We start from the raw sequence: 18716 nt of genomic DNA on the forward strand, positions 1-18716 counted from the left end.
TTTCGGCAGCACGCGCGGAAGGTTCTCCGTCAGGCCGCCGCCGGTGATATGGGCGAGCGCCTTGACGGGAAGCCTATCGCGCAGAACCGTCAGCAGCGACCGGACGTAGATGCGCGTCGGCGTCAGCAGCGACTGGCCGAGTGTCTGGCCCGCGGCAAAGGGCGAGGGGGCGGAAAGCGCCAGTCCCTCGGCCTCCACGATGCGGCGCACCAGCGAAAAGCCGTTGGAGTGCACGCCGGAGGAGGCGAGCGCGATCAGCACGTCGCCTTCGCCCACATCCGCCTTCGGCAGCAGATTGTCACGCTCCACCGCGCCGACCGAGAAGCCGGCCAGATCGTAGTCGCCATCGGCATAATGGCCCGGCATCTCCGCCGTCTCGCCGCCGATGAGCGCGGCGCCGGCCTGCCGGCAGCCTTCCACGATGCCATCCACGACCTGCGTCGCCACGCCCACATCGAGGCGGCCGGAGGCGAAATAGTCGAGGAAGAACAGCGGCTCGGCGCCCTGCACGATCAGATCGTTGACGCACATGGCGACGAGATCGATGCCCACGGTGCCATGCTGGCCGGCATCGATGGCAACCCGCAGCTTGGTGCCCACGCCGTCGGTGGCGGCCACGAGCAGGGGATCGCTGTAGCCCGCGGCCTTCGGATCGAAGATGCCGCCGAAACCGCCGATGGCGGCGTCCGCCCCGGCGCGCGCGGTGCGCTTCAGCAGCGGGCCGATGGCCTTGACGAGGGCATCGCCGGCGTCGATATCGACGCCCGCGCCGGCATAGGTGAAGGGTTTCGTCGGCTGACCGCCGCCCGGCTGCGATTGGCTCATGTCGCTCGGTCCGTCTTTCGTCAGGTGCGGCCGCCGGGGCGCGCAGGCCGCGGCACCGTGCCCTTTTTTCTAAGCGGTGTATGGAGCGCGGGGGCGGAGAAGGCAAGAGCGCGCAAGCGCATCTGCCCTGCAAGGCCCGGCGCGCAAGCGCATCTGCCCTGCACGGATCCGCGCGCAGGCGCATCGGCCCGGCATGGCAGCGCCGGGCCCGCGCGGGCGCCGGTCTCTGTGTCTTCCCTCTTTATGTCGTCCGGCTGTGCGTCCGTTTTGCTCCCCTCTTGCGCAGGCCCGCCGAAAGCCGCCATTTATCGCGGCAAACAACCGTCGCAGCGCCGGGCAGGGCGCGGCGGCCGGAACAACAGACGAGTCGACGCGCCGTGCATCTCGTTCCCAACCTCATCACCATTGCACGCCTGATCGCGGTGCCGATCGTGATCTGGGCGATCGCAACGCACGATTATGACACCGCGTTCTGGGTCTTCGTCGCCGCCGGCATTTCCGATGCCGTGGATGGCTACCTCGCCAAGCGGTTCGGTCTGGAAACCGCCCTCGGCGCGCATCTCGATCCGCTGGCCGACAAGGCGCTGCTGGTTTCGGTTTATGTCACCTGCGGCATAATCGCGGCGATGCCGGTTTGGCTGGTCGTGCTCGTCGTCTCGCGTGATATCCTCATCGTGGGTGCCGTCGTGCTGGCTCTGGTGATGGGCCGCCCGGTGGAAATGCGCCCGCTGAAGATCAGCAAGGCCAACACCTTTGCGCAGATTCTGCTGGCCGGCGTGGTTCTTGCCGACCTTGCGCACGGCCTCGGGGCCGGGGGCGTGCGCAGCGGGCTCGCCTTCCTCGTCGCCGGGTTGACGGGGGCTTCGGCGGCTGCCTATGTCGTGGAATGGCTCGGTCACATGACCGACACCGGCAACGGGGAACCGCGGGGCGTGAGCCGGCCGGCACCGCCCCCGACAGGCAAGGATCGCACCACGTGAGCCTCGGACGCCAGGTACTGTTCTGGATCTCGGCCCTCGTCGCCTTCATCCTGTTTCTTTATGTGTTCCGCACGATTCTGCTGCCGTTCGTGGCGGGCACCATTCTGGCTTACCTGCTCAATCCCGTGGCCGGCAGCATCGAGAAGCTGGGCTTCAACCGGCTGGCGGCCACGCTCATCCTGCTGGCCGGGTTCCTGCTGATCATGGTGTTTGCCATTGCGCTGCTGGCGCCGGTGGTGAGCGAGCAGATCGGCGGCTTCATCCAGAATCTGCCCGGCTATGCCATGCAGCTCCAGCGCTGGCTGGTGACGACCTTCAAGGACGGCCCCGTCGCCAATCTGATCGGGGAATCGCTGCAGGATATCCAGAACTCCCTCGGCTCGATGGCCACCAACGCGGCAAGCTGGCTGGCGGCGATGCTGGCTTCGCTGTGGTCGAGCGGGCAGAGCTTCATTTCCTCCATGGCGCTCATGGTGCTGGCGCCGGTGGTGGCGTTCTATCTGCTGCTCGACTGGGACCGCATGACCGCCAAGGTCGACGGCTGGCTGCCGCGCGCCCATGCCGACACCATCCGCCGGCTGCTGGAAGAGATGAATATCGGCATCTCCGGCTATATTCGCGGTCAGGTCTCGGTGTGCCTCATCCTCGGCGTTTATTATGCCGTGGGCCTGACCGTGGTGGGGCTCAATTTCTCGGTGCTGATCGGCATCATCATCGGCCTCATCAGCTTCATCCCCTATGTGGGGGCAACGGTCGGGCTGCTGATGTCGGTGGGCGTCGGCATTGCCCAGTTCTGGCCGGACTGGCCCCATATCGGCTATGTCATCGCGGTGTTCGCGGTGGGGCAGTTCATGGAAGGCAACATTCTTCAGCCCAAGCTGGTGGGCGAGCATGTCGGCCTGCATCCGGTGTGGCTGATGTTCGCGCTGGTCGCGTTCGGCTCGCTGTTCGGCTTCGTCGGCATGCTGGTGGCGGTGCCGGCCTCGGCGGCGGTGGGGGTGCTCACGCGGTTTGCCCTGCAGCGCTATCTGGAGAGCCCGCTCTATCGCGGCAACGGCGACGCAAACGGCGCGGGTTGAGATGATGCCGCCCGACGATGCCGGCACCCCGCGTCAGCTGCCGCTGGCGCTGCCGGCCGAAAACAGCTTTGCCCGCGAGGATTTTCTGGTCGGCCCCTCCAACCGGGCCGCGCTGGAACTGATCGACCGCTGGCCGCAGTGGCCGGCGCGCATCGTGGTGCTGTGGGGGCCGCTCGGCGCCGGCAAGAGCCACCTCATCGCCGCGTGGGCCGCGGCCACCGGCGCCAGCATCTTTTCCGCCGCCGATCTCGGCCGCATCGATCCGGTGGCCGCCGTGGCCCATGGCCCGGTGGCGGTGGAGGACGTGGACGGCGGGCCCATTGACGAGGTCGGCCTGTTCCACCTCGTCAATGCCGCCAACGCCGGCGGCCATCTCATCCTGTCGGCCCGCACGCCGCCCTCGCAATGGGGCGTGCGGCTGCCAGACCTCGCCTCGCGGCTGCGCGCGGCAACGCGGGTGGAGATCGACGAGCCCGACGACGGCCTGCTGCTGCGCGTGCTGGTGAAGCTGTTCTCCGATCGTCAGCTCGTGGTCGATCCGGGGGTGCTGTCCTATGCGCTGGCCCGCATGGAACGCTCGTTCGCAGGCGCCAACGCGCTGGTTGAGCAGGTGGACCGGCTGGCGCTGGCGCTGCGCCGCCCGGTGACGCGGGCAATGGTGGCCGATGTCATGGCGCGCATGGAAAGTGAGCGCGGTCATCCACAATGACAATCCGCATAGAGGGCTGCGAAAAAACCGTCATACTGGAGGAATAACACCACTGCAGAAAGACTTCCGAAAAACGGAGCCCCCATGGAACTCGACAGCGCCGCTATCTCTGAAATCGCCCCGGCCGCCGAAGCGGTGCCGGCGGTGCCTGCGGGCGAGCTGCGGCACGATCCCTCCCGGTTCGTCAACCGCGAGCTGTCATGGCTGCAGTTCAATCTGCGCGTTCTGGAGGAGGCGGCCAACACGCGGCACCCCATTCTGGAGCGGCTGCGGTTCCTGTCGATCTCGGCCAATAACCTCGACGAGTTCTTCATGGTCCGCGTGGCGGGCCTCAGGGGCCAGTTCCGCGCCCGCATCACAGAGCGCTCCGACGACGGCATGACGCCGCGCGAGCAGCTCACCCGGGTGGGCGAGGCCGTCGGCCGGCTGCAGAGCGCCCAGCAGGACCAGTGGCGCGCCCTGCGCACGGACCTCGCCGGCCACGGCATCGTTCTGGTGGAGCCGGGCGAACTGACCCCGGCGGAGGCGGAGTGGCTGGACGCGTTTTTCCTGGCCCACGTCTTTCCGGTGCTGACGCCGCTGGCCATCGATCCGGCGCATCCGTTCCCGTTCATCCCCAATCTCGGCTTTTCGCTGGTGCTGGAGCTGGTGGCCCCCGGCGGGGAAAAGATGATTGCGCTCATCCGCGTGCCGGCGCAGGTGGAACGCTACATCCGCCTGCCCGCCGGCGAGGATGCCGCTGCCGGCGAGGCGCGGTTCATCGCGCTTGAAAACGCCATCGGGCTTTTCACCGGCCGGCTCTTCCCCGGCTATCAGGTCGCCGGCGACGGGGCCTTCCGCGTGATTCGCGATTCCGATCTGGAAATCGAAGAAGAAGCCGAAGACCTCGTGCGGCTGTTCGAGACGGCGCTGAAGCGCCGCCGGCGCGGCTCCGTCATCCGGCTGGAGATCGAACACTCCACGCCTGAGCCGCTGCAGCGCTTCGTCGCCTCGGCGCTGGGTGTGGCGGACGAGGAGATCTTCCTCGTCAACGGCGCGCTGGCGCTGAAGGATCTGGCCAACCTCGTCAGCCTCGACAGGCCGGACCTGAAGTTCGTGCCCTACACCCCGCGCTTCCCCGAGCGGGTGCGCGAGCACGGCGGCGACTGCTTTGCCGCCATCGGTCAGAAGGATCTGGTGGTTCATCACCCCTATGAATCCTTCGACGTGGTGGTGCAGTTCCTCGCGCAGGCGGCGCGCGACCCCGATGTCGTCGCCATCAAGCAGACGCTCTACCGCACCTCCAAGGACTCGCCCATCGTGCGTGCCCTCATCGAGGCGGCCGAGGCCGGCAAGTCGGTGACGGCGCTGGTGGAGCTGAAGGCCCGCTTCGACGAGGAAGCCAACATCCGCTGGGCGCGCGATCTGGAGCGCGCCGGCGCGCAGGTGGTGTTCGGTTTCCTGGAGCTGAAGACCCATTCCAAGCTGTCGATGGTGGTGCGGCGCGAGGGGGGGCGGCTCGTCAGCTACTGCCACATCGGCACCGGCAACTATCACCCCATCACCGCGCGCATCTACACCGACCTGTCGTTCTTCACCGCCGATCCGGAGATCGGGCAGGACGTGGCGCGCATCTTCAACTTCATCACCGGCTATGCCCGCCCGGCCGAGCTGACGCACATGGCGATTTCGCCGCTGACCCTGCGCCAGCGCATTCTCGATCACATCGCGGCCGAAAAGGCCCATGTGCAGAACGGCCGGCCCGGCCAGATCTGGATGAAGATGAATTCCCTCGTCGATGCCCAGATCATCGACGCGCTCTACGACGCCAGCGCGGCGGGGGTGGAAATCGACATCGTCGTGCGCGGCATCTGCTGCCTGCGGCCCGGCGTGCCGGGGCTTTCCGACAATATCCGCGTCAAGTCCATCGTCGGCCGGTTCCTGGAGCACAGCCGCATCTTCTGCTTCGGCAACGGGCACGGCTTGCCCTCGCCGCAGGCGGTTGTCTATATCGGCTCGGCGGATCTGATGCCGCGCAATCTCGACCGTCGCGTCGAGGCGCTGGTGCCGATCCTCAATCCGACTGTCCACGCCCAGATCCTCGATCAGATCATGGTCGCGAACATGGCGGACAACGAGCAGAGCTGGCAGCTTCTGCCGGATGGCGGACACCGGCGGATTCACCCGGCCGAAGGGGAACAGCCATTCAACGCGCACGAGTTCTTCATGACGAACCCGTCCCTTTCGGGCCGCGGCAAGTCGCTGCAGACCGACAGGCCGAAGCCGGTTGCCCCGCGGCCCGGCCGCTGAGGTTTCCGTTGACAGCAGCCCCGCGCGGCTGCCCTGAGGAGGTTGGCGTTCCGTGGTAGAACTTGCTCCGGGCCGCCTGCCCGGGTTCGGGCCGGTTGCCGTCATCGACATCGGCTCGAACTCCGTCCGACTGGTGATCTACGAGCGGCTGTGCCGCGCGCCCACCGTGCTGTTCAACGAAAAGGTGCTGGCGGGCCTCGGCCGCGGCGTCGGCAAGTCCGGCCGCCTGCTCACCGATGCGGTGGCGGTGGCGCTGGCCGCCGTCACGCGCTTTCGCGCCATCTGCGATCACATGGAGGTGCGCAGCCTCGACGTGATCGCCACGGCCGCCGCGCGCGATGCGGAAAACGGCCCGCCGTTCATCGCCGAGGTGGAGCGCATCTGCCGGGTGCCGGTCGATATCCTGTCCGGCCCGGAAGAGGCGCGGCGCTCCGCGCTCGGTATCGTCTCCGGCGTCTGGAAACCGGATGGCATCGCCGGCGATCTCGGCGGCGGCAGCCTTGAACTCGTGGATGTGGAAGGCGAGGCGATCGGCGCCGGACGCACCTATCCGCTGGGCGGGCTGCGCCTGCAGGACATGTCCGACGGCTCGGTGCGCAAGGCGGAGCGGCTGGCGGCCGAAGCGCTCGCCGGCAGCGAAATTCTCGCCCGCGGACAGGGGCGCGATTTCTACGCCATCGGCGGCACCTGGCGCTCGCTTGCCCGCCTGCACATGTTCCAGACGGGCTATCCGCTGCATGTGATGCACCAGTATTCGATTCCGGCCGCCGAGGCGCTGGAGTTCTGCCGCGCCGTTGCCCGCGGCACCATCGAAACGCTCGATTCCGTCGAGGTGGTGTCGCGCCAGCGCCGGGCCCTGCTGCCGTTCGGCGCGGTGGTGCTGAGCCAGATCATTCTGGCGGCCAAGCCGCGTGCGGTGGTGGTGTCGGCACTGGGCATCCGCGAGGGGCTGCTCTACGAGCGCCTCGACGAACGCGAGCGCGTGCGTGACCCGCTGCTGGCGGCTGCGGAGGAACTGGCGCTGCTGCGGGCCCGTTCGCCGCGCCTGACGCGGGAGCTCGGCAGCTGGACCGGCGACGTGTTCCGCGCCGTCGGCCTCGACGAGACGGCGGACGAGGAGCGCCTGCGCATTGCCGCCTGCCTGCTGTCGGATATCGGCTGGCGCGCCCATCCGGATTATCGCGGTGAGCAGAGCCTGGCGCTCATCTCCAACGCGGCGTTCACCGGCATCGACCACCACGGCCGCGCCTATCTGGCGATGGCGGTCTATTACCGCCACTTCGGCCTCGTGGACGAGGCCATCAGCCCGCGGCTGCGCGAGCTCGTCTCCAGCCGGCTCAAGGAGCGGGCCCGCTGCCTCGGCGCGGCGCTGCGGCTGGCCTCCGTGCTGACGGCTGCGGCCCCCGGCATGATCGGGCGCGTGCGGCTTGAGGCGGTCTCGGATCGTCTGGTGCTGGGCCTGCCGGCCGACCTCGCCGCGCTTGACGGCGAAATCGTGCGCAAGCGGCTGGATCAGCTGGCCCGGCTCGTGGCGATGTCGAGCGAGGTGGCCGTTCTCGACTGAACGCGCCGGTGAATGCGCCCCGGGAGCGATGCCCGGAAAGAAAAAAAAGACCGGCCCGCGGCAGGCGCTGCGGGCCGGTCTTTTCGCTTTCCGGGGCGCTCTCAGGCGGCGCGGCCGTCTTCTCTCAGGCTGCGCGGCTGTTCTGCCCGCACGCCTGTCAGGCCTCGGATGCCGGGGTCTCCGCATCGCCGCGGCGCGGCGGCCGCCGCCGCTTGGGCCGGCGGGCCGGGGCGCCGGGAACGGCAATCGATTCCTCAAGCGCCAGCAGGGTCACGCGGCGGCCGTCGAAGGCAAGCGCCAGCCGGCCGGCGCGCAGGTCCAGCGCCGGCTGCCCGAACATCTCCCGCCGCCAGCCCTTCAGCGCCTCCGCTTCCGCTTCCTCGCCGCGGGCGGCGATGGCTTCCAGATCGTCGACGGTGGCCAGCACCTTGGCGGCAACGCCGTTTTCTTCCGCGATCAGCCGCAGCAGCACCTTCAGAAGCTCGGTGGCGGCGTTGGAGCCTTCCGGCACCGGGCGCGTGGCGGGCAGGCCCGGCAGCGAGCCGGCGGGCAGCGCCAGCGCCCGCGCCACGGCAGCGACGATGTCGGTTCCCGTGCGGGAGCGCTCGTAACCGCGCGGAATGGTGCGCAGCGTGCCGAGGGCGGCGGAATCGCGCGGCTGGCGGGCGGCGATCTCGTAGATGGCATCATCCTTCAGGATGCGGCCGCGGGGCACGTCACGCGCCTGCGCCTCGCGCTCGCGCCAGGCGGCAAGCTCTTTCAGAACAGCCAGTTCGATCGGCTTCTTGACGCGCATCTTGAGGCGCTGCCACGCCTTGTCGGGGTCGGTCTCGTAGGTCTCTGGCGAGGTCAGCACCGCCATTTCTTCCGCCACCCAGCCATCGCGACCCTTGGCGTCGAGATCGGCGAGAAGGTGGGCGTAGACATCGCGCAGGTGGGTCACGTCGGCCAGCGCATAGGCCAGTTGCACGTCGCTGAGCGGGCGCTGCGACCAGTCGGTGAAGCGCATCGACTTGTCGAGGTGCGTTCCGGTGATCTTGGCGACGAGCTGATCATAGGAAATCGAATCGCCGAAGCCGCACACCATGGCGGCAACCTGCGTGTCGAAGATCGGTGCCGGGATCGAGCCGGAGAGGTGATGGAAGATCTCGATATCCTGCCGCGCGGCGTGGAACACCTTCACCACGCCCGGATCGGCCATCAGGTCGAACAGCGGCTTCAGGTCCAGATCGGGGGAAAGCGGATCGATCAGCAGCGCCTCGGCCGGGCTTGCCACCTGCACGAGGCACAGCTTCGGCCAGAAGGTCGTTTCCCGCAGGAACTCGGTGTCGACGGTGATGAAAACGTGGTCAGCCAGCCGCTGACAGGCTTCAGCAAGAGCGGCAGTGGTAGTGATCGTCGAAACCATGAGCGGCCGTGTCCGGTTGGTGTCGCCGGCAGACAAGGCCCTTGTCGGGGAGGAGGGGAAGGGCAGCGGCGATTCGGTCTGAAACGACAGTCAAACGCCGATAAGGCGTTCGAGCAAGCGCAGGGCATCCTTTACTGTCGAAAGACGCACGGCAGAGCGGCCGATATCGCCGTAGCGGGCCTCAAGATGCAGCCGTTCGCCGCCGCGGCGGGCCGCCGCCAGATGCACGAGGCCGACCGGCTTTTCCGCGCTGCCGCCGCCCGGGCCGGCAACGCCGGTCACCGCCACGGCCAGATCGGCGTGCGAGCGGGCCAGAACGCCCTCGGCCATCGCCTCCGCCACGGCGCGGCTGACGGCGCCATGGGTGGCGATCAGAGCCGCCGGCACGCCGATGGCCTCGCTCTTGGCGGCGTTGGAATAGGTGACGAAACCGCGCTCCACCACATCGGAGGAACCGGCGATCTCGGTCAGCAGTGCGGCGATGAGGCCGCCGGTGCAGGATTCCGCGGTGGCGATCATCAGCCCCGCGGCGCGGGCGCGGGCCAGCAGCGCGGTTGCGGCGGGAACGAGCGGGGCAAGATCGGTCATGGCGGCGCTCCGGGTTCAGTCGGTCAGCGGCAGGCGGACGGTGGCGGTGGCCATGGCGACGATGCCTTCGCGGCGGCCCGTGAAGCCGAGGCCCTCGCTGGTGGTGGCCTTGATGCCGACGCGGTCGGGCGCGATGCCGGCGATGGCCGCGATCTTTGCCTTCATCGCCTCGCGGTGCGGGCCGACGCGCGGCGCCTCGCACACCACCGTGGCATCGAGCTGGGCAATGACGCCGCCGCGCGCGTGCACGCGCCGCACGGCATCGGCCAGAAACAGCGACGAGGCCGCCCCGCGCCACTGCGGATCGGAGGGCGGGAAGTGCTGGCCGATATCGCCGTCGCCGATGGCGCCGAGCACAGCATCGGTCAGGGCGTGCAGCACCACGTCGGCATCGGAATGGCCGACGACGCCGTGGGTGTGGGGGATTTCGATACCGCCGAGCGTGACGAACGTGCCGGGGCCGAAGGTGTGGACATCGAACCCGGTGCCGACGCGCACGTCGCCAAGGCTGAGCTGGCGGGCCAGCGCCTGCCGGCCGGCGGCGCGCTCCAGGTCCTCCACCGTGGTGATCTTGGTGTTGGCGGCTTCTCCGGTCACGACATGAACCTCCAGTCCGGCCCACTCTGCCACGGCGGCATCGTCGGTGAGTTCGCTGAGGCCGGCGGCAGCCGCGCGGCGGTGGGCGGTGAGAATGGCGGCAAAGCGGAAGCCCTGCGGCGTCTGTGCCGCCCACAGCCCCTGCCGCGGCACGGTCTGCGTAATGGCCCCGGTCTCGCCGACGCGCTTCAGCGTGTCGGCAACCGGCAGGGCGGCCAGCACGCCGTCGGCCCTCGTCAGGCCGTCGATGACGCGGTCGATGACGGCATCGGACACGAACGGGCGCACGGCATCGTGGATCAGCACGAAATCGGGCGCGCGCTCGCGCTCCAGCCGCTCAAGGCCGGCGCGTACGGAAAGCTGGCGTGTGGCGCCGCCGGTCTCCGGCGTCATCAGCCCTTCGATGCCGCCGGTGGCGGCGGCATAGGCCTCGCCGTCGTCGGCATGGATCACGGCAAGCGTGGCGCAGATGCGCGGGTGGCGGGCGAATCGGCCGAGCGTTTCGGCGATGATGGCGCGGCCGCCGATCGGCACATATTGCTTCGGGGCGGAATCGTCGGCGCGCATGGCACGGGTGCCGCGGCCGGCAGCAACCACAACCACGGCCACGCGCGGGGCCGGGGAAGCGCCGGCGGTGCCGGCGACAGGGGATGGGCTCATGGGATCGCTCTCCGGCTTGCCGCCCCGTTGTTCTGCGGGCAGAGCCGCTTCTATGATTCCTTGTGGCGCTCCACAAGGGTGCCGCAGCGCCGCGCAGCCTGCCACCATGGCGGGCATTCACCCCGGTGCGGCCTCAATATGAGGCGTCGTGCAAGGACAGACGGCAAAAACCCGTGCATTTCGGCTTGCGAAAGCTCTTGTTCCTCAATAGGGAGTGGCTAGATTATGGGCATCGCGCTATGGTGCTCATGTGCTGGGCAAGCTGCGCAGGCCGGCTTGCGCAGCGCGGACGGCCGGTCGGCAGCCCGCCGGAAGCAGGACGGCGGCAGGCACGGACGGTCGCGGGGCAGCCGCCCGGCACGGGTCATTTATACGGAGAGATCGGGCTTGGACGCAGCAGCAGGCGGGGCACTTCGCATCGGCGGTGTGAGCGTGGCATCGCGCGCCTTTCTGGCGCCGATGGCCGGCATCACAGATCTGCCGTTTCGTCGCCTTGCCGCCCGCTGCGGGGCGGGCCTCGTGGTGAGCGAGATGGTCGCCGGCGATTCGCTGTCGCTCGGCAACCGCGAGAGCCTGATCCGCGCCATGGCCGGCGATGTGGAGCCCCATGTGGTGCAGCTCGCCGGCTGCACGGCGGAGGCGATGGCCGAAGGCGCGCGTCTGGCCGAGGCCGGCGGCGCGGCCATTGTCGATATCAACATGGGCTGCCCGGCCAAGCGGGTGGTGGGCGGCTGGTCCGGCTCGGCGCTGATGCGCGACCCCGACCATGCGCTGAAACTGATCGCGGCGGTGGTCGGTGCCGTCACGGTGCCGGTGACCGTGAAGATGCGGCTTGGCTGGGACGAGACGCAGATCAACGCGCCGGAAATCGCCCGTCGCGCCGAGGCCGCCGGCGTTGCCATGATCACGGTGCACGGCCGCACGCGCCGGCAGTTCTACAAGGGCCGGGCCGACTGGGCGGCCATCCGCGCGGTGCGCGAGGCGGTTTCCGTGCCGCTGGTCGCCAACGGCGATCTGATGGATGTGCGCGATGTCGATGCCATGCTGGCGGCCTCCGGCGCCGATGCGGTGATGATCGGCCGCGGTGCCTACGGGCGGCCGTGGTTTCCCGGGCAGGTGGCGCATTATCTCGCCACCGGTGCGGTGCTGCCGGAACCCGATGCGGCAGCCCGCTTCGCGCTGCTGTGCGAGCAATATGACGCGATGCTGTCGCACCACGGCGTGCGCATCGGTGTGCGCATGGCGCGCAAGCACATCTCGTGGATGCTCGATGCCTTCGAAAACGGCACCTGCGCGCCCGATGCGCCGGGCAACGAGCAGGCGGCCCTCGGCTCCGCCGATCCGCGGCTGAGGGCGCTGCGCGCACGCATTCTGAAAAGCGAAGACGCAGGCGAGGTGATGGGGCTGGTGGCCGACTGGTTCGGCGCCGCCGGCGAGACGAGGATGGCAGCCTGATGAGCGGCAGGGGACATGCGGGTTCCGCGAAATCCGGCAGCACCGGCGCGGGCCACGGCAGCGCGGGCCACGGAAGCACGGGTCATGGCGGCGCGGGTCACGGCAGCGCGGGTCATGGCGGCCTTGCCGCCGCGCTCGGCGCAGCGCTGGTGGATGCGCTGCCGCACCCGGTGGTGCTGGTGGATCGCGACGGCACGATTCTGGTGGCCAACGACGCCGCGGAAGAGTTCTTTCAGGCCAGCGAAATGGTGCTGACCCGCCATGCCATTGCCGACATCATTCCCTTCGGCAGCCCGCTGGTGGCGCTGATCGATCAGGCGCGCGAGCGCGGCGCGGCGGTCAGCGAATACAAGGTCGACATCGGCTCGCCGCGCATCGGCGCGGAACGGGTGGTGGATATCTATGCCGGCCCGCTGCCGGAGCGGCCGGGCAGCGTTCTGGTGATGCTGCAGGAACGCTCGATGGCCGACAAGATCGACCGGCAGCTCACCTCGCGCGGGGCCGCCCGCACGGTGACCGGGCTGGCGGCGATGCTGGCCCACGAAATTCGCAATCCGCTGTCCGGCATCCGCGGCGCCGCCCAGTTGCTGGAGCCGACGGTCAGCGAGGAAGACCGCGCGCTCACCCAGCTGATCACCGAAGAGACCGACCGTATCAAGCGCCTGATCGACCGCATGGAGGTGTTCTCCGACGAGCGCCCCATCGAGCGCGAGCCGGTCAACATCCATGTCGTGCTCGATCATGTGAAGCGCATCGCCGAGAACGGCTTTGCCCGCAACATCCGCATTCTGGCCGAGTTCGACCCCTCGCTGCCGCCGGTCCATGCCAACCGCGACCAGCTCATTCAGGTGTTCCTCAATCTGGTGAAGAACGCGGCCGAGGCGATCGGCCCCGATCCGGACGGCGAGATCGTGCTGTCGACGGCGTTCCGGCCGGGCGTGCGGCTTTCGGTGCCCGGCAGCCGCAACCGTGTCAGCCTGCCGATGGAATTCTGCGTGCGCGACAACGGGCCGGGCGTGCCGCCCGATCTGCTGCCGCACCTGTTCGATCCGTTCGTGACCACCAAGACCAACGGCACCGGCCTCGGGCTGGCTCTGGTGGCCAAGATCGTGGGCGATCACGGCGGCGTCATCGAATGCGAATCGCAGCCGCGGCGCACTGTGTTCCGCGTGCTGATGCCGGCCTACAGCGCCGGCAAGTGACAAAAAAAGGGGAGGCCGGGAGAGGGGAACCGGTCCATTCGTCCGGGCAGCGGCCGCAGTGATGCGGGTGCCCCGGGGAGCAGGCTCTAGCGAGGAGGTCCCGGCGCGGGGCGCTTCAGATGTCGAACGGCAAGATCCTCGTTGCGGACGATGATTCCGCCATCAGAACCGTGCTCAATCAGGCGCTGTCGCGCGCCGGTTATGAGGTGCGGCTCACCTCCAACGCAGCCACGCTGTGGCGGTGGGTGGCGCAGGGCGAAGGCGATCTCGTCATCACCGATGTGGTGATGCCGGACGAGAGCGCGTTCGATCTGCTGCCGCGCATCAAGAAGATCCGCCCCGAACTGCCGGTGGTGGTGATGAGCGCGCAGAACACGTTCATGACGGCGATCCGCGCCTCCGAGCGCGGCGCCTATGAATATCTGCCCAAGCCGTTCGACCTGAAGGAGCTGATCTCCATCGTCGGCCGGGCGCTGGCCGAGCCCAAGGCCCGGCGCAACCTGATGACGCCGGAAGAGCCGGGCGAGAACATGCCGCTGGTCGGCCGCTCGGCCGCCATGCAGGATATCTACCGCATCCTCGCCCGCCTGATGCAGACCGACCTGACGGTGATGATCGTCGGCGAGAGCGGCACCGGCAAGGAGCTGGTCGCCCGCGCGCTGCACGATTACGGCAAGCGCCGCAACGGCCCGTTCGTGGCCATCAACATGGCGGCCATCCCGCGCGATCTGATCGAGTCGGAGCTGTTCGGCCACGAGAAGGGCGCGTTCACCGGCGCCTCCGCGCGCAACGCCGGCCGCTTCGAGCAGGCGGAAGGCGGCACGCTGTTCCTCGACGAAATCGGCGACATGCCGATGGAGGCACAGACCCGCCTGCTGCGCGTGCTGCAGCAGGGCGAATACACCACCGTGGGCGGGCGCACCCCGATCCGCACCAACGTGCGCATCGTTGCGGCCACCAACAAGGATCTGCGCACGCTCATCAATCAGGGCCTGTTCCGCGAGGATCTGTTCTTCCGCCTCAACGTGGTGCCGATCCGCCTGCCGCCGCTGCGCGAGCGTGCGGAGGACATTCCCGATCTGGTGCGCCACTTCTTCGCGCTGTCGGAGAAGGAGGGGCTGCCCGCCAAGCACATCGAGAACGAAGCGCTGGAGCGGATGAAGCAATATCGCTGGCCGGGCAACGTGCGCGAGCTGGAGAATCTCGTCCGCCGCCTGACCGCGCTCTATCCGCAGGATGTCATCACCGCTCAGCTCATCGAAGCCGAACTGGAGCCGCAGCAGGCGGCCCCGGCCGGCGACGTGCCGGCCGGCGAGGAAACGCTGTCGGCGGCCGTGGAACGCCATCTGGCGGAGTATTTCTCCGGCTTCGGCGAGGAGCTGCCGCCGCCCGGCCTTTATCACCGCATCTTAAAGGATGTGGAATATCCCCTGATCGGAGCAGCGCTGGCGGCCACGCGCGGCAACCAGATCAAGGCCGCGGAGCTTCTGGGGGTGAACCGCAACACCCTGCGCAAGAAGATCCGCGATCTCGACATTCAGGTGATCCGCGCCAGCCGCTGACGGGAAGGTGATTTTCCCGGCCGGCCGGGTCGGCTAGAACGGCGCTGGGAAAAGACAGGCCGCCCCGCCGGGGGCAGCCCTGTGCCGGAAGGTGAGCATTGACCGACAGGACCGATCGCGCCGAGGAAACCGGAGCCGGTCGCCGCAGGCATCGCCGCGGCGCGCTGGTGTCGCGTGCCCTGCTGGGCGCCGCGGTGGCCGCAGCCCTCGGGCTCTTCGCCCTCGACGGCGGCTCGGGCGGCCGCAGCCACGCTGCGGCGGGCGAAACCGCTGTCGTTGCCGCGGCCACGACCGATCTGCCTCCGGCGGCGGCCGCTGCCACCGCCGCGGCGGTGGCGCAGCAGGCCGCACCCGGTGCCGGCGGCGGCGCCGCGCCGTCTGCGCCGGTGGTGCATGCGCTTGGCGCGCGCGTGGCCGGCGACGGCGAGCGCACACGCCTCGTGGTGGATCTGAGCGCCTCCGTTCCCATCGGTACCTTTCCGCTGTCCGATCCCGAGCGTGTGGTGATCGACCTGCCGGAGATGCGTTTCGATCTGCCGGAGGGAAGCGGCGAGCAGGGCCGGGGGCTGGTGGCGCGCTGGCGCTATGGCCTGATCGCGCCCGGCAAGTCGCGCATCGTCATCGATGCCACCGGGCCGGTGGCCATCGACAAGGCGTTCGTGCTGAAGGCGCAGGATGGCCAGCCCGCCCGGCTGGTGGTCGATCTGGTGCGCACCAGCCCGAAGGCGTTCAACGCCGCCGTTGCCCATGCCCGCGCCGGCCGGCCGCGGGTGCAGGCGGCTGCCCCCGGCAGCGGCGATGCGACCCGGGTGCTGCCCGTCATCGTGCTCGATGCCGGCCACGGCGGCATCGACACCGGCGCAGTGTCGGAAAAGGGCGACAAGGAAAAGGATATCACGCTGCCGTTCGTGCAGCGGCTGAAGGAGCGGCTCGACCTGACGGGGCGCTATCTGGTGTTTCTCACCCGCTCCGACGACACTTTCCTGTCGCTCGGCCGCCGGGTGGAAATCGCGCGCGGTCAGGCGGCCGACCTGTTCATCTCCGTGCATGCCGATTCCGCGCCGCAGGACTATGTGCGCGGCGCCACCATCTACACCGTCTCCGACCGGGCTTCGGATGCCGAGGCGGCGGCGGTGGCGGCGCTGGAGAACAAGTCCGATGTCATCGCCGGCGTCGACCTGCCGGAAACCTCCGATACGGTGACCGACATTCTGGTCGATCTCGCCCGCCGCGAGACCCGCAATTATTCCCACCGCTTCTCAGAGGAGCTCGCCGCCCGCCTGCGCGACGTGACGCAGCTCACCATCAACCCGCAGCGTGCGGCCGGGTTCATGGTGCTGCGGGCCCACGACGTGCCCTCGGTGCTGGTCGAACTCGGCTACATGACCAACCCGGACGACGTGATGCAGCTCACCGCGCCGGCCTGGCGCGAGCGCATGGTGGATGCCACGGTGCAGGCCATCGAGACGTTCTTCGCCCCCCGCCTTGCCGCCCGGCCGGCGGGCAGCGGGGGCTGAGGCGGCGCTGCGGGGGCGTTGCAGAACGGCAACGACAGGCGGCTGCCGCCGGCGCGGCCGGCCGGCCTGCTTGCCAAGGCGGGGAGGCAGGCTTAACTCAGCCTTCACCTTTCTGTGGTCTGCGCCAGCCCGCGAAGCCTTTGAATGGTCGGAATTGCATGTTCTCGTCTGCCCGTCTGCAGACGATTCGAGTGTGACGTGTGGCCCTTGCGGCCGGATGTCCCCTGTCGTGCGGAAGAGCCGGCCTGCCGGCGATGACTGCCGCAGGAGGCCGGCGCGACCGGCTTTCTGCACCCTTGTGCCGGGGGCTTTCGGGGCCGGGCGGCAAATCCGCCTTTCACGCCGCCGAAGCAGCCCGGATCGATGGATTGAGGCGTGCCCGCCGGTGCTGCGGCGGGCGTGCGTTGTGACGGGTAGCGAGCCGCTGCGATGACGTTCATTCTGCGTTCAATCGGTTATGTATTCGGCATTGCCATCGTTCTCGGCCTGATCGCCGCGGGCGTGGCCGCCTGGTACATTTCGCAGATCTCCGCCTCGCTGCCGGACTATACCGCCCTGCGGCGCTACGAGCCGCCGGTGATGACGCGCGTGCATGCGGCCGACGGCAGCCTCGTGGCGGAATATTCCACCGAGCGGCGCCTGTTCCTGCCCATCCAGACCATTCCCGATCTGGTGAAGAATGCCTTCCTCGCCGCCGAGGACAAGTCGTTCTATTCCCATGCCGGCGTGGACCCGATGGGCATCCTGCGGGCGCTGCTGACCAACTATCGCAATCAGGGCAGCGGCCGGCGCCCCATCGGCGCCTCGACCATCACCCAGCAGGTGGCGAAGAACTTTTTCCTGACCAACGAGGTCAGTCTTGAGCGCAAGCTGAAGGAGCTGATCCTGTCGCTGCGCCTCGAACAGGCGTATTCCAAGGAAAAGATTCTCGAACTCTACCTCAACGAGATTTATCTCGGCCGCGGCTCCTATGGCGTGGCGGCGGCCGCGCTCGACTATTTCGGCAAGTCGGTGCAGGAACTCTCCATCGCGCAGGCCGCCTATCTTGCCGCGCTGCCGAAGGCGCCGAACAACTACAATCCGTTCCGCTATCACGACCGCGCCGTCGAACGCCGCAACTGGGTGATCGACCGCATGGCGGAAGACGGCATCATCACCAAGGCGCAGGCCGAGACCGCCAAGGCCGAGCCGCTGGACGTGATCACCCGCGACAGCGCCCCGCACATGTTCGCGGCCGATTATTTCGCCGAGGAGGTGCGTCGCAAGATCGCCGATCTCTATGGCGAGAAGCGGCTCTATGGCGGCGGCCTTTCGGTGCGCACCAGCCTTGACCCGAACCTGCAGGTGCTGGCGCGCAAGACGCTCAATGCCGGCCTGCAGCGTTTCGATACCAGCCGCGGCGCGTGGCTCGGCCCCGTCAGGCAGGTTGAACTGACGCCCGGCGCCGACTGGGGCGCGGCTGTCGGCGATGTGCCGACGCTCTACGACCTGCCCGACTGGCGGGTGGCGGTGGTGCTCTCCGTCAATGCCAGCGAGGCCGAGATCGGTCTGCAGCCGGCGCGCGACGGCTCCGGCCGCCTCGTGACCGACCGCGAGCGCGGCCGCATCCTGCGTGCCGACGTGCCGTGGCGCCGGGTGAAGGACGGCAAGGGCGACAAGCCGACCCGCTCGGCCAGCCGTCTTTCCGACATGCTGGCGCCCGGCGACGTCGTCTATGTGGAGCACGTTGCCGGCGATCCGGACGGGCAGTGGCGTCTGCGGCAGGTGCCGGAAGTTTCCGGCGCCATGGTGGCGATGGACCCGCACACCGGCCGCGTGCTGGCGCTGGTCGGCGGTTATTCCTATGCCCAGAGCGAGTTCAACCGCGCCACGCAGGCCATGCGCCAGCCGGGTTCGTCGTTCAAGCCGTTCGTCTATGCGGCGGCGCTCGACAACGGCTACACGCCGGCAACCGTCATCCTCGATGCGCCGATTTCGTTCCCGGACGGCAACGGCGGCTACTGGACGCCGAAGAACTATGGCGGCAAGTTCGCCGGCCCCTCGACGCTGCGTCTCGGCGTGGAGCGCTCGCGCAACCTGATGACCATCCGGCTCGCCAACGAAATCGGTATGCCGCTGGTGTCGGAATATGCCAAGCGCTTCGGCATCTACGATAATCTGCCGCCCTACCTGCCGATGGCGATCGGGGCCGGCGAGACCACCGTGCTGCGCATGACGACCGCTTACGCGATCATCGCCAACGGCGGCAAGAAGGTGGTGCCGACCCTGATCGACCGCATTC

At 68.8% G+C, this 18716-nt stretch carries 14 protein-coding genes; 10 read left to right on the forward strand and 4 right to left on the reverse strand.

Going from position 1 to position 18716, the window contains the following annotated elements:
• Nucleotides 1-825: phosphoribosylformylglycinamidine cyclo-ligase (gene purM, locus V7067_RS07960; RefSeq protein ID WP_334175356.1), on the reverse strand; the 825-nt coding region annotated here is incomplete at its 3' end.
• 377 nt (nt 826-1202) lie between these two features.
• Between purM and V7067_RS07965 the strand changes: the two genes are divergently transcribed.
• The 5 genes from V7067_RS07965 to V7067_RS07985 all read left to right on the forward strand — a co-directional run bounded on the left by V7067_RS07965 (nt 1203) and on the right by V7067_RS07985 (nt 7446).
• Complete coding sequence (locus V7067_RS07965) at nt 1203-1805, forward strand: CDP-alcohol phosphatidyltransferase family protein (RefSeq protein ID WP_334175357.1); 603 nt, start codon at nt 1203-1205, stop codon at nt 1803-1805.
• Nucleotides 1802-2884: an AI-2E family transporter gene (locus tag V7067_RS07970; protein ID WP_334175358.1), complete on the forward strand. Its 1083-nt coding sequence runs from the start codon at nt 1802-1804 to the stop codon at nt 2882-2884. The genes V7067_RS07965 and V7067_RS07970 overlap by 4 nt, the downstream gene beginning before the upstream one ends.
• A 1-nt stretch (nt 2885) precedes the next feature.
• Nucleotides 2886-3593, forward strand: coding sequence for a hypothetical protein (locus V7067_RS07975; protein ID WP_334175359.1), 708 nt, complete (start codon nt 2886-2888; stop codon nt 3591-3593).
• Between the two features lie 84 nt (nt 3594-3677).
• Nucleotides 3678-5882, forward strand: a complete 2205-nt coding sequence (locus V7067_RS07980) for an RNA degradosome polyphosphate kinase (RefSeq protein WP_334175360.1) — start codon at nt 3678-3680, stop codon at nt 5880-5882.
• 52 nt (nt 5883-5934) lie between these two features.
• Complete coding sequence (locus V7067_RS07985; protein WP_334175361.1) at nt 5935-7446, forward strand: Ppx/GppA phosphatase family protein; 1512 nt, start codon at nt 5935-5937, stop codon at nt 7444-7446.
• A 157-nt stretch (nt 7447-7603) separates the two neighbouring features.
• Here V7067_RS07985 and rnd read toward each other — a convergent pair whose 3' ends face one another.
• From rnd to V7067_RS08000, 3 genes are all read right to left on the reverse strand, one after another.
• Complete coding sequence (gene rnd, locus V7067_RS07990; protein ID WP_334175362.1) at nt 7604-8854, reverse strand: ribonuclease D; 1251 nt, start codon at nt 8852-8854, stop codon at nt 7604-7606.
• A 90-nt stretch (nt 8855-8944) separates the two neighbouring features.
• Complete coding sequence (locus tag V7067_RS07995; protein WP_334175363.1) at nt 8945-9442, reverse strand: nicotinamide-nucleotide amidohydrolase family protein; 498 nt, start codon at nt 9440-9442, stop codon at nt 8945-8947.
• A gap of 15 nt (nt 9443-9457) precedes the next feature.
• On the reverse strand, nt 9458-10699 hold the full coding sequence (locus tag V7067_RS08000; protein ID WP_334175364.1) for a bifunctional 2-C-methyl-D-erythritol 4-phosphate cytidylyltransferase/2-C-methyl-D-erythritol 2,4-cyclodiphosphate synthase: 1242 nt from the start codon (nt 10697-10699) through the stop codon (nt 9458-9460).
• 387 nt (nt 10700-11086) lie between these two features.
• Here V7067_RS08000 and dusB point away from each other — a divergent pair, with 387 nt between their 5' ends.
• The 5 genes from dusB to V7067_RS08025 form a co-directional block, all read left to right on the forward strand.
• A complete protein-coding gene (gene dusB / locus V7067_RS08005; RefSeq protein WP_334175365.1) occupies nt 11087-12154 on the forward strand; it encodes a tRNA dihydrouridine synthase DusB in 1068 nt (355 codons plus the stop codon).
• Nucleotides 12154-13356: a nitrogen regulation protein NR(II) gene (locus V7067_RS08010; protein WP_334175366.1), complete on the forward strand. Its 1203-nt coding sequence runs from the start codon at nt 12154-12156 to the stop codon at nt 13354-13356. Before dusB ends, V7067_RS08010 begins: the two co-directional genes overlap by 1 nt.
• A 119-nt stretch (nt 13357-13475) precedes the next feature.
• The gene (ntrC, locus tag V7067_RS08015) at nt 13476-14918 is read left to right on the forward strand and encodes a nitrogen regulation protein NR(I) (RefSeq protein WP_334175367.1); all 1443 of its coding nucleotides are present in this window, start codon (nt 13476-13478) and stop codon (nt 14916-14918) included.
• 98 nt (nt 14919-15016) lie between these two features.
• Complete coding sequence (locus tag V7067_RS08020; protein WP_334175368.1) at nt 15017-16435, forward strand: N-acetylmuramoyl-L-alanine amidase; 1419 nt, start codon at nt 15017-15019, stop codon at nt 16433-16435.
• Nucleotides 16436-16873: 438 nt separating this feature from the next.
• Nucleotides 16874-18716: PBP1A family penicillin-binding protein (locus V7067_RS08025; protein ID WP_334175369.1), on the forward strand; the 1843-nt coding region annotated here is incomplete at its 3' end.

Origin of the sequence: Pseudoxanthobacter sp. (genome assembly GCF_036822375.1) — a bacterium.
Lineage (GTDB): Bacteria > Pseudomonadota > Alphaproteobacteria > Rhizobiales > Segnochrobactraceae > Pseudoxanthobacter.

What these genes read in the sequence shown, in the direction of transcription:
- V7067_RS07995 (WP_334175363.1), bottom strand. Translation starts at nt 9,442, where the DNA reads ATGACCGATCTTGCCCCGCTCGTTCCCGCCGCAACCGCGCTGCTGGCC.
- ntrC (WP_334175367.1), top strand. Translation starts at nt 13,476, where the DNA reads ATGTCGAACGGCAAGATCCTCGTTGCGGACGATGATTCCGCCATCAGA.
- V7067_RS07975 (WP_334175359.1), top strand. Translation starts at nt 2,886, where the DNA reads ATGATGCCGCCCGACGATGCCGGCACCCCGCGTCAGCTGCCGCTGGCG.
- V7067_RS07980 (WP_334175360.1), top strand. Translation starts at nt 3,678, where the DNA reads ATGGAACTCGACAGCGCCGCTATCTCTGAAATCGCCCCGGCCGCCGAA.
- rnd (WP_334175362.1), bottom strand. Translation starts at nt 8,854, where the DNA reads ATGGTTTCGACGATCACTACCACTGCCGCTCTTGCTGAAGCCTGTCAG.
- V7067_RS08010 (WP_334175366.1), top strand. Translation starts at nt 12,154, where the DNA reads ATGAGCGGCAGGGGACATGCGGGTTCCGCGAAATCCGGCAGCACCGGC.
- V7067_RS08000 (WP_334175364.1), bottom strand. Translation starts at nt 10,699, where the DNA reads ATGAGCCCATCCCCTGTCGCCGGCACCGCCGGCGCTTCCCCGGCCCCG.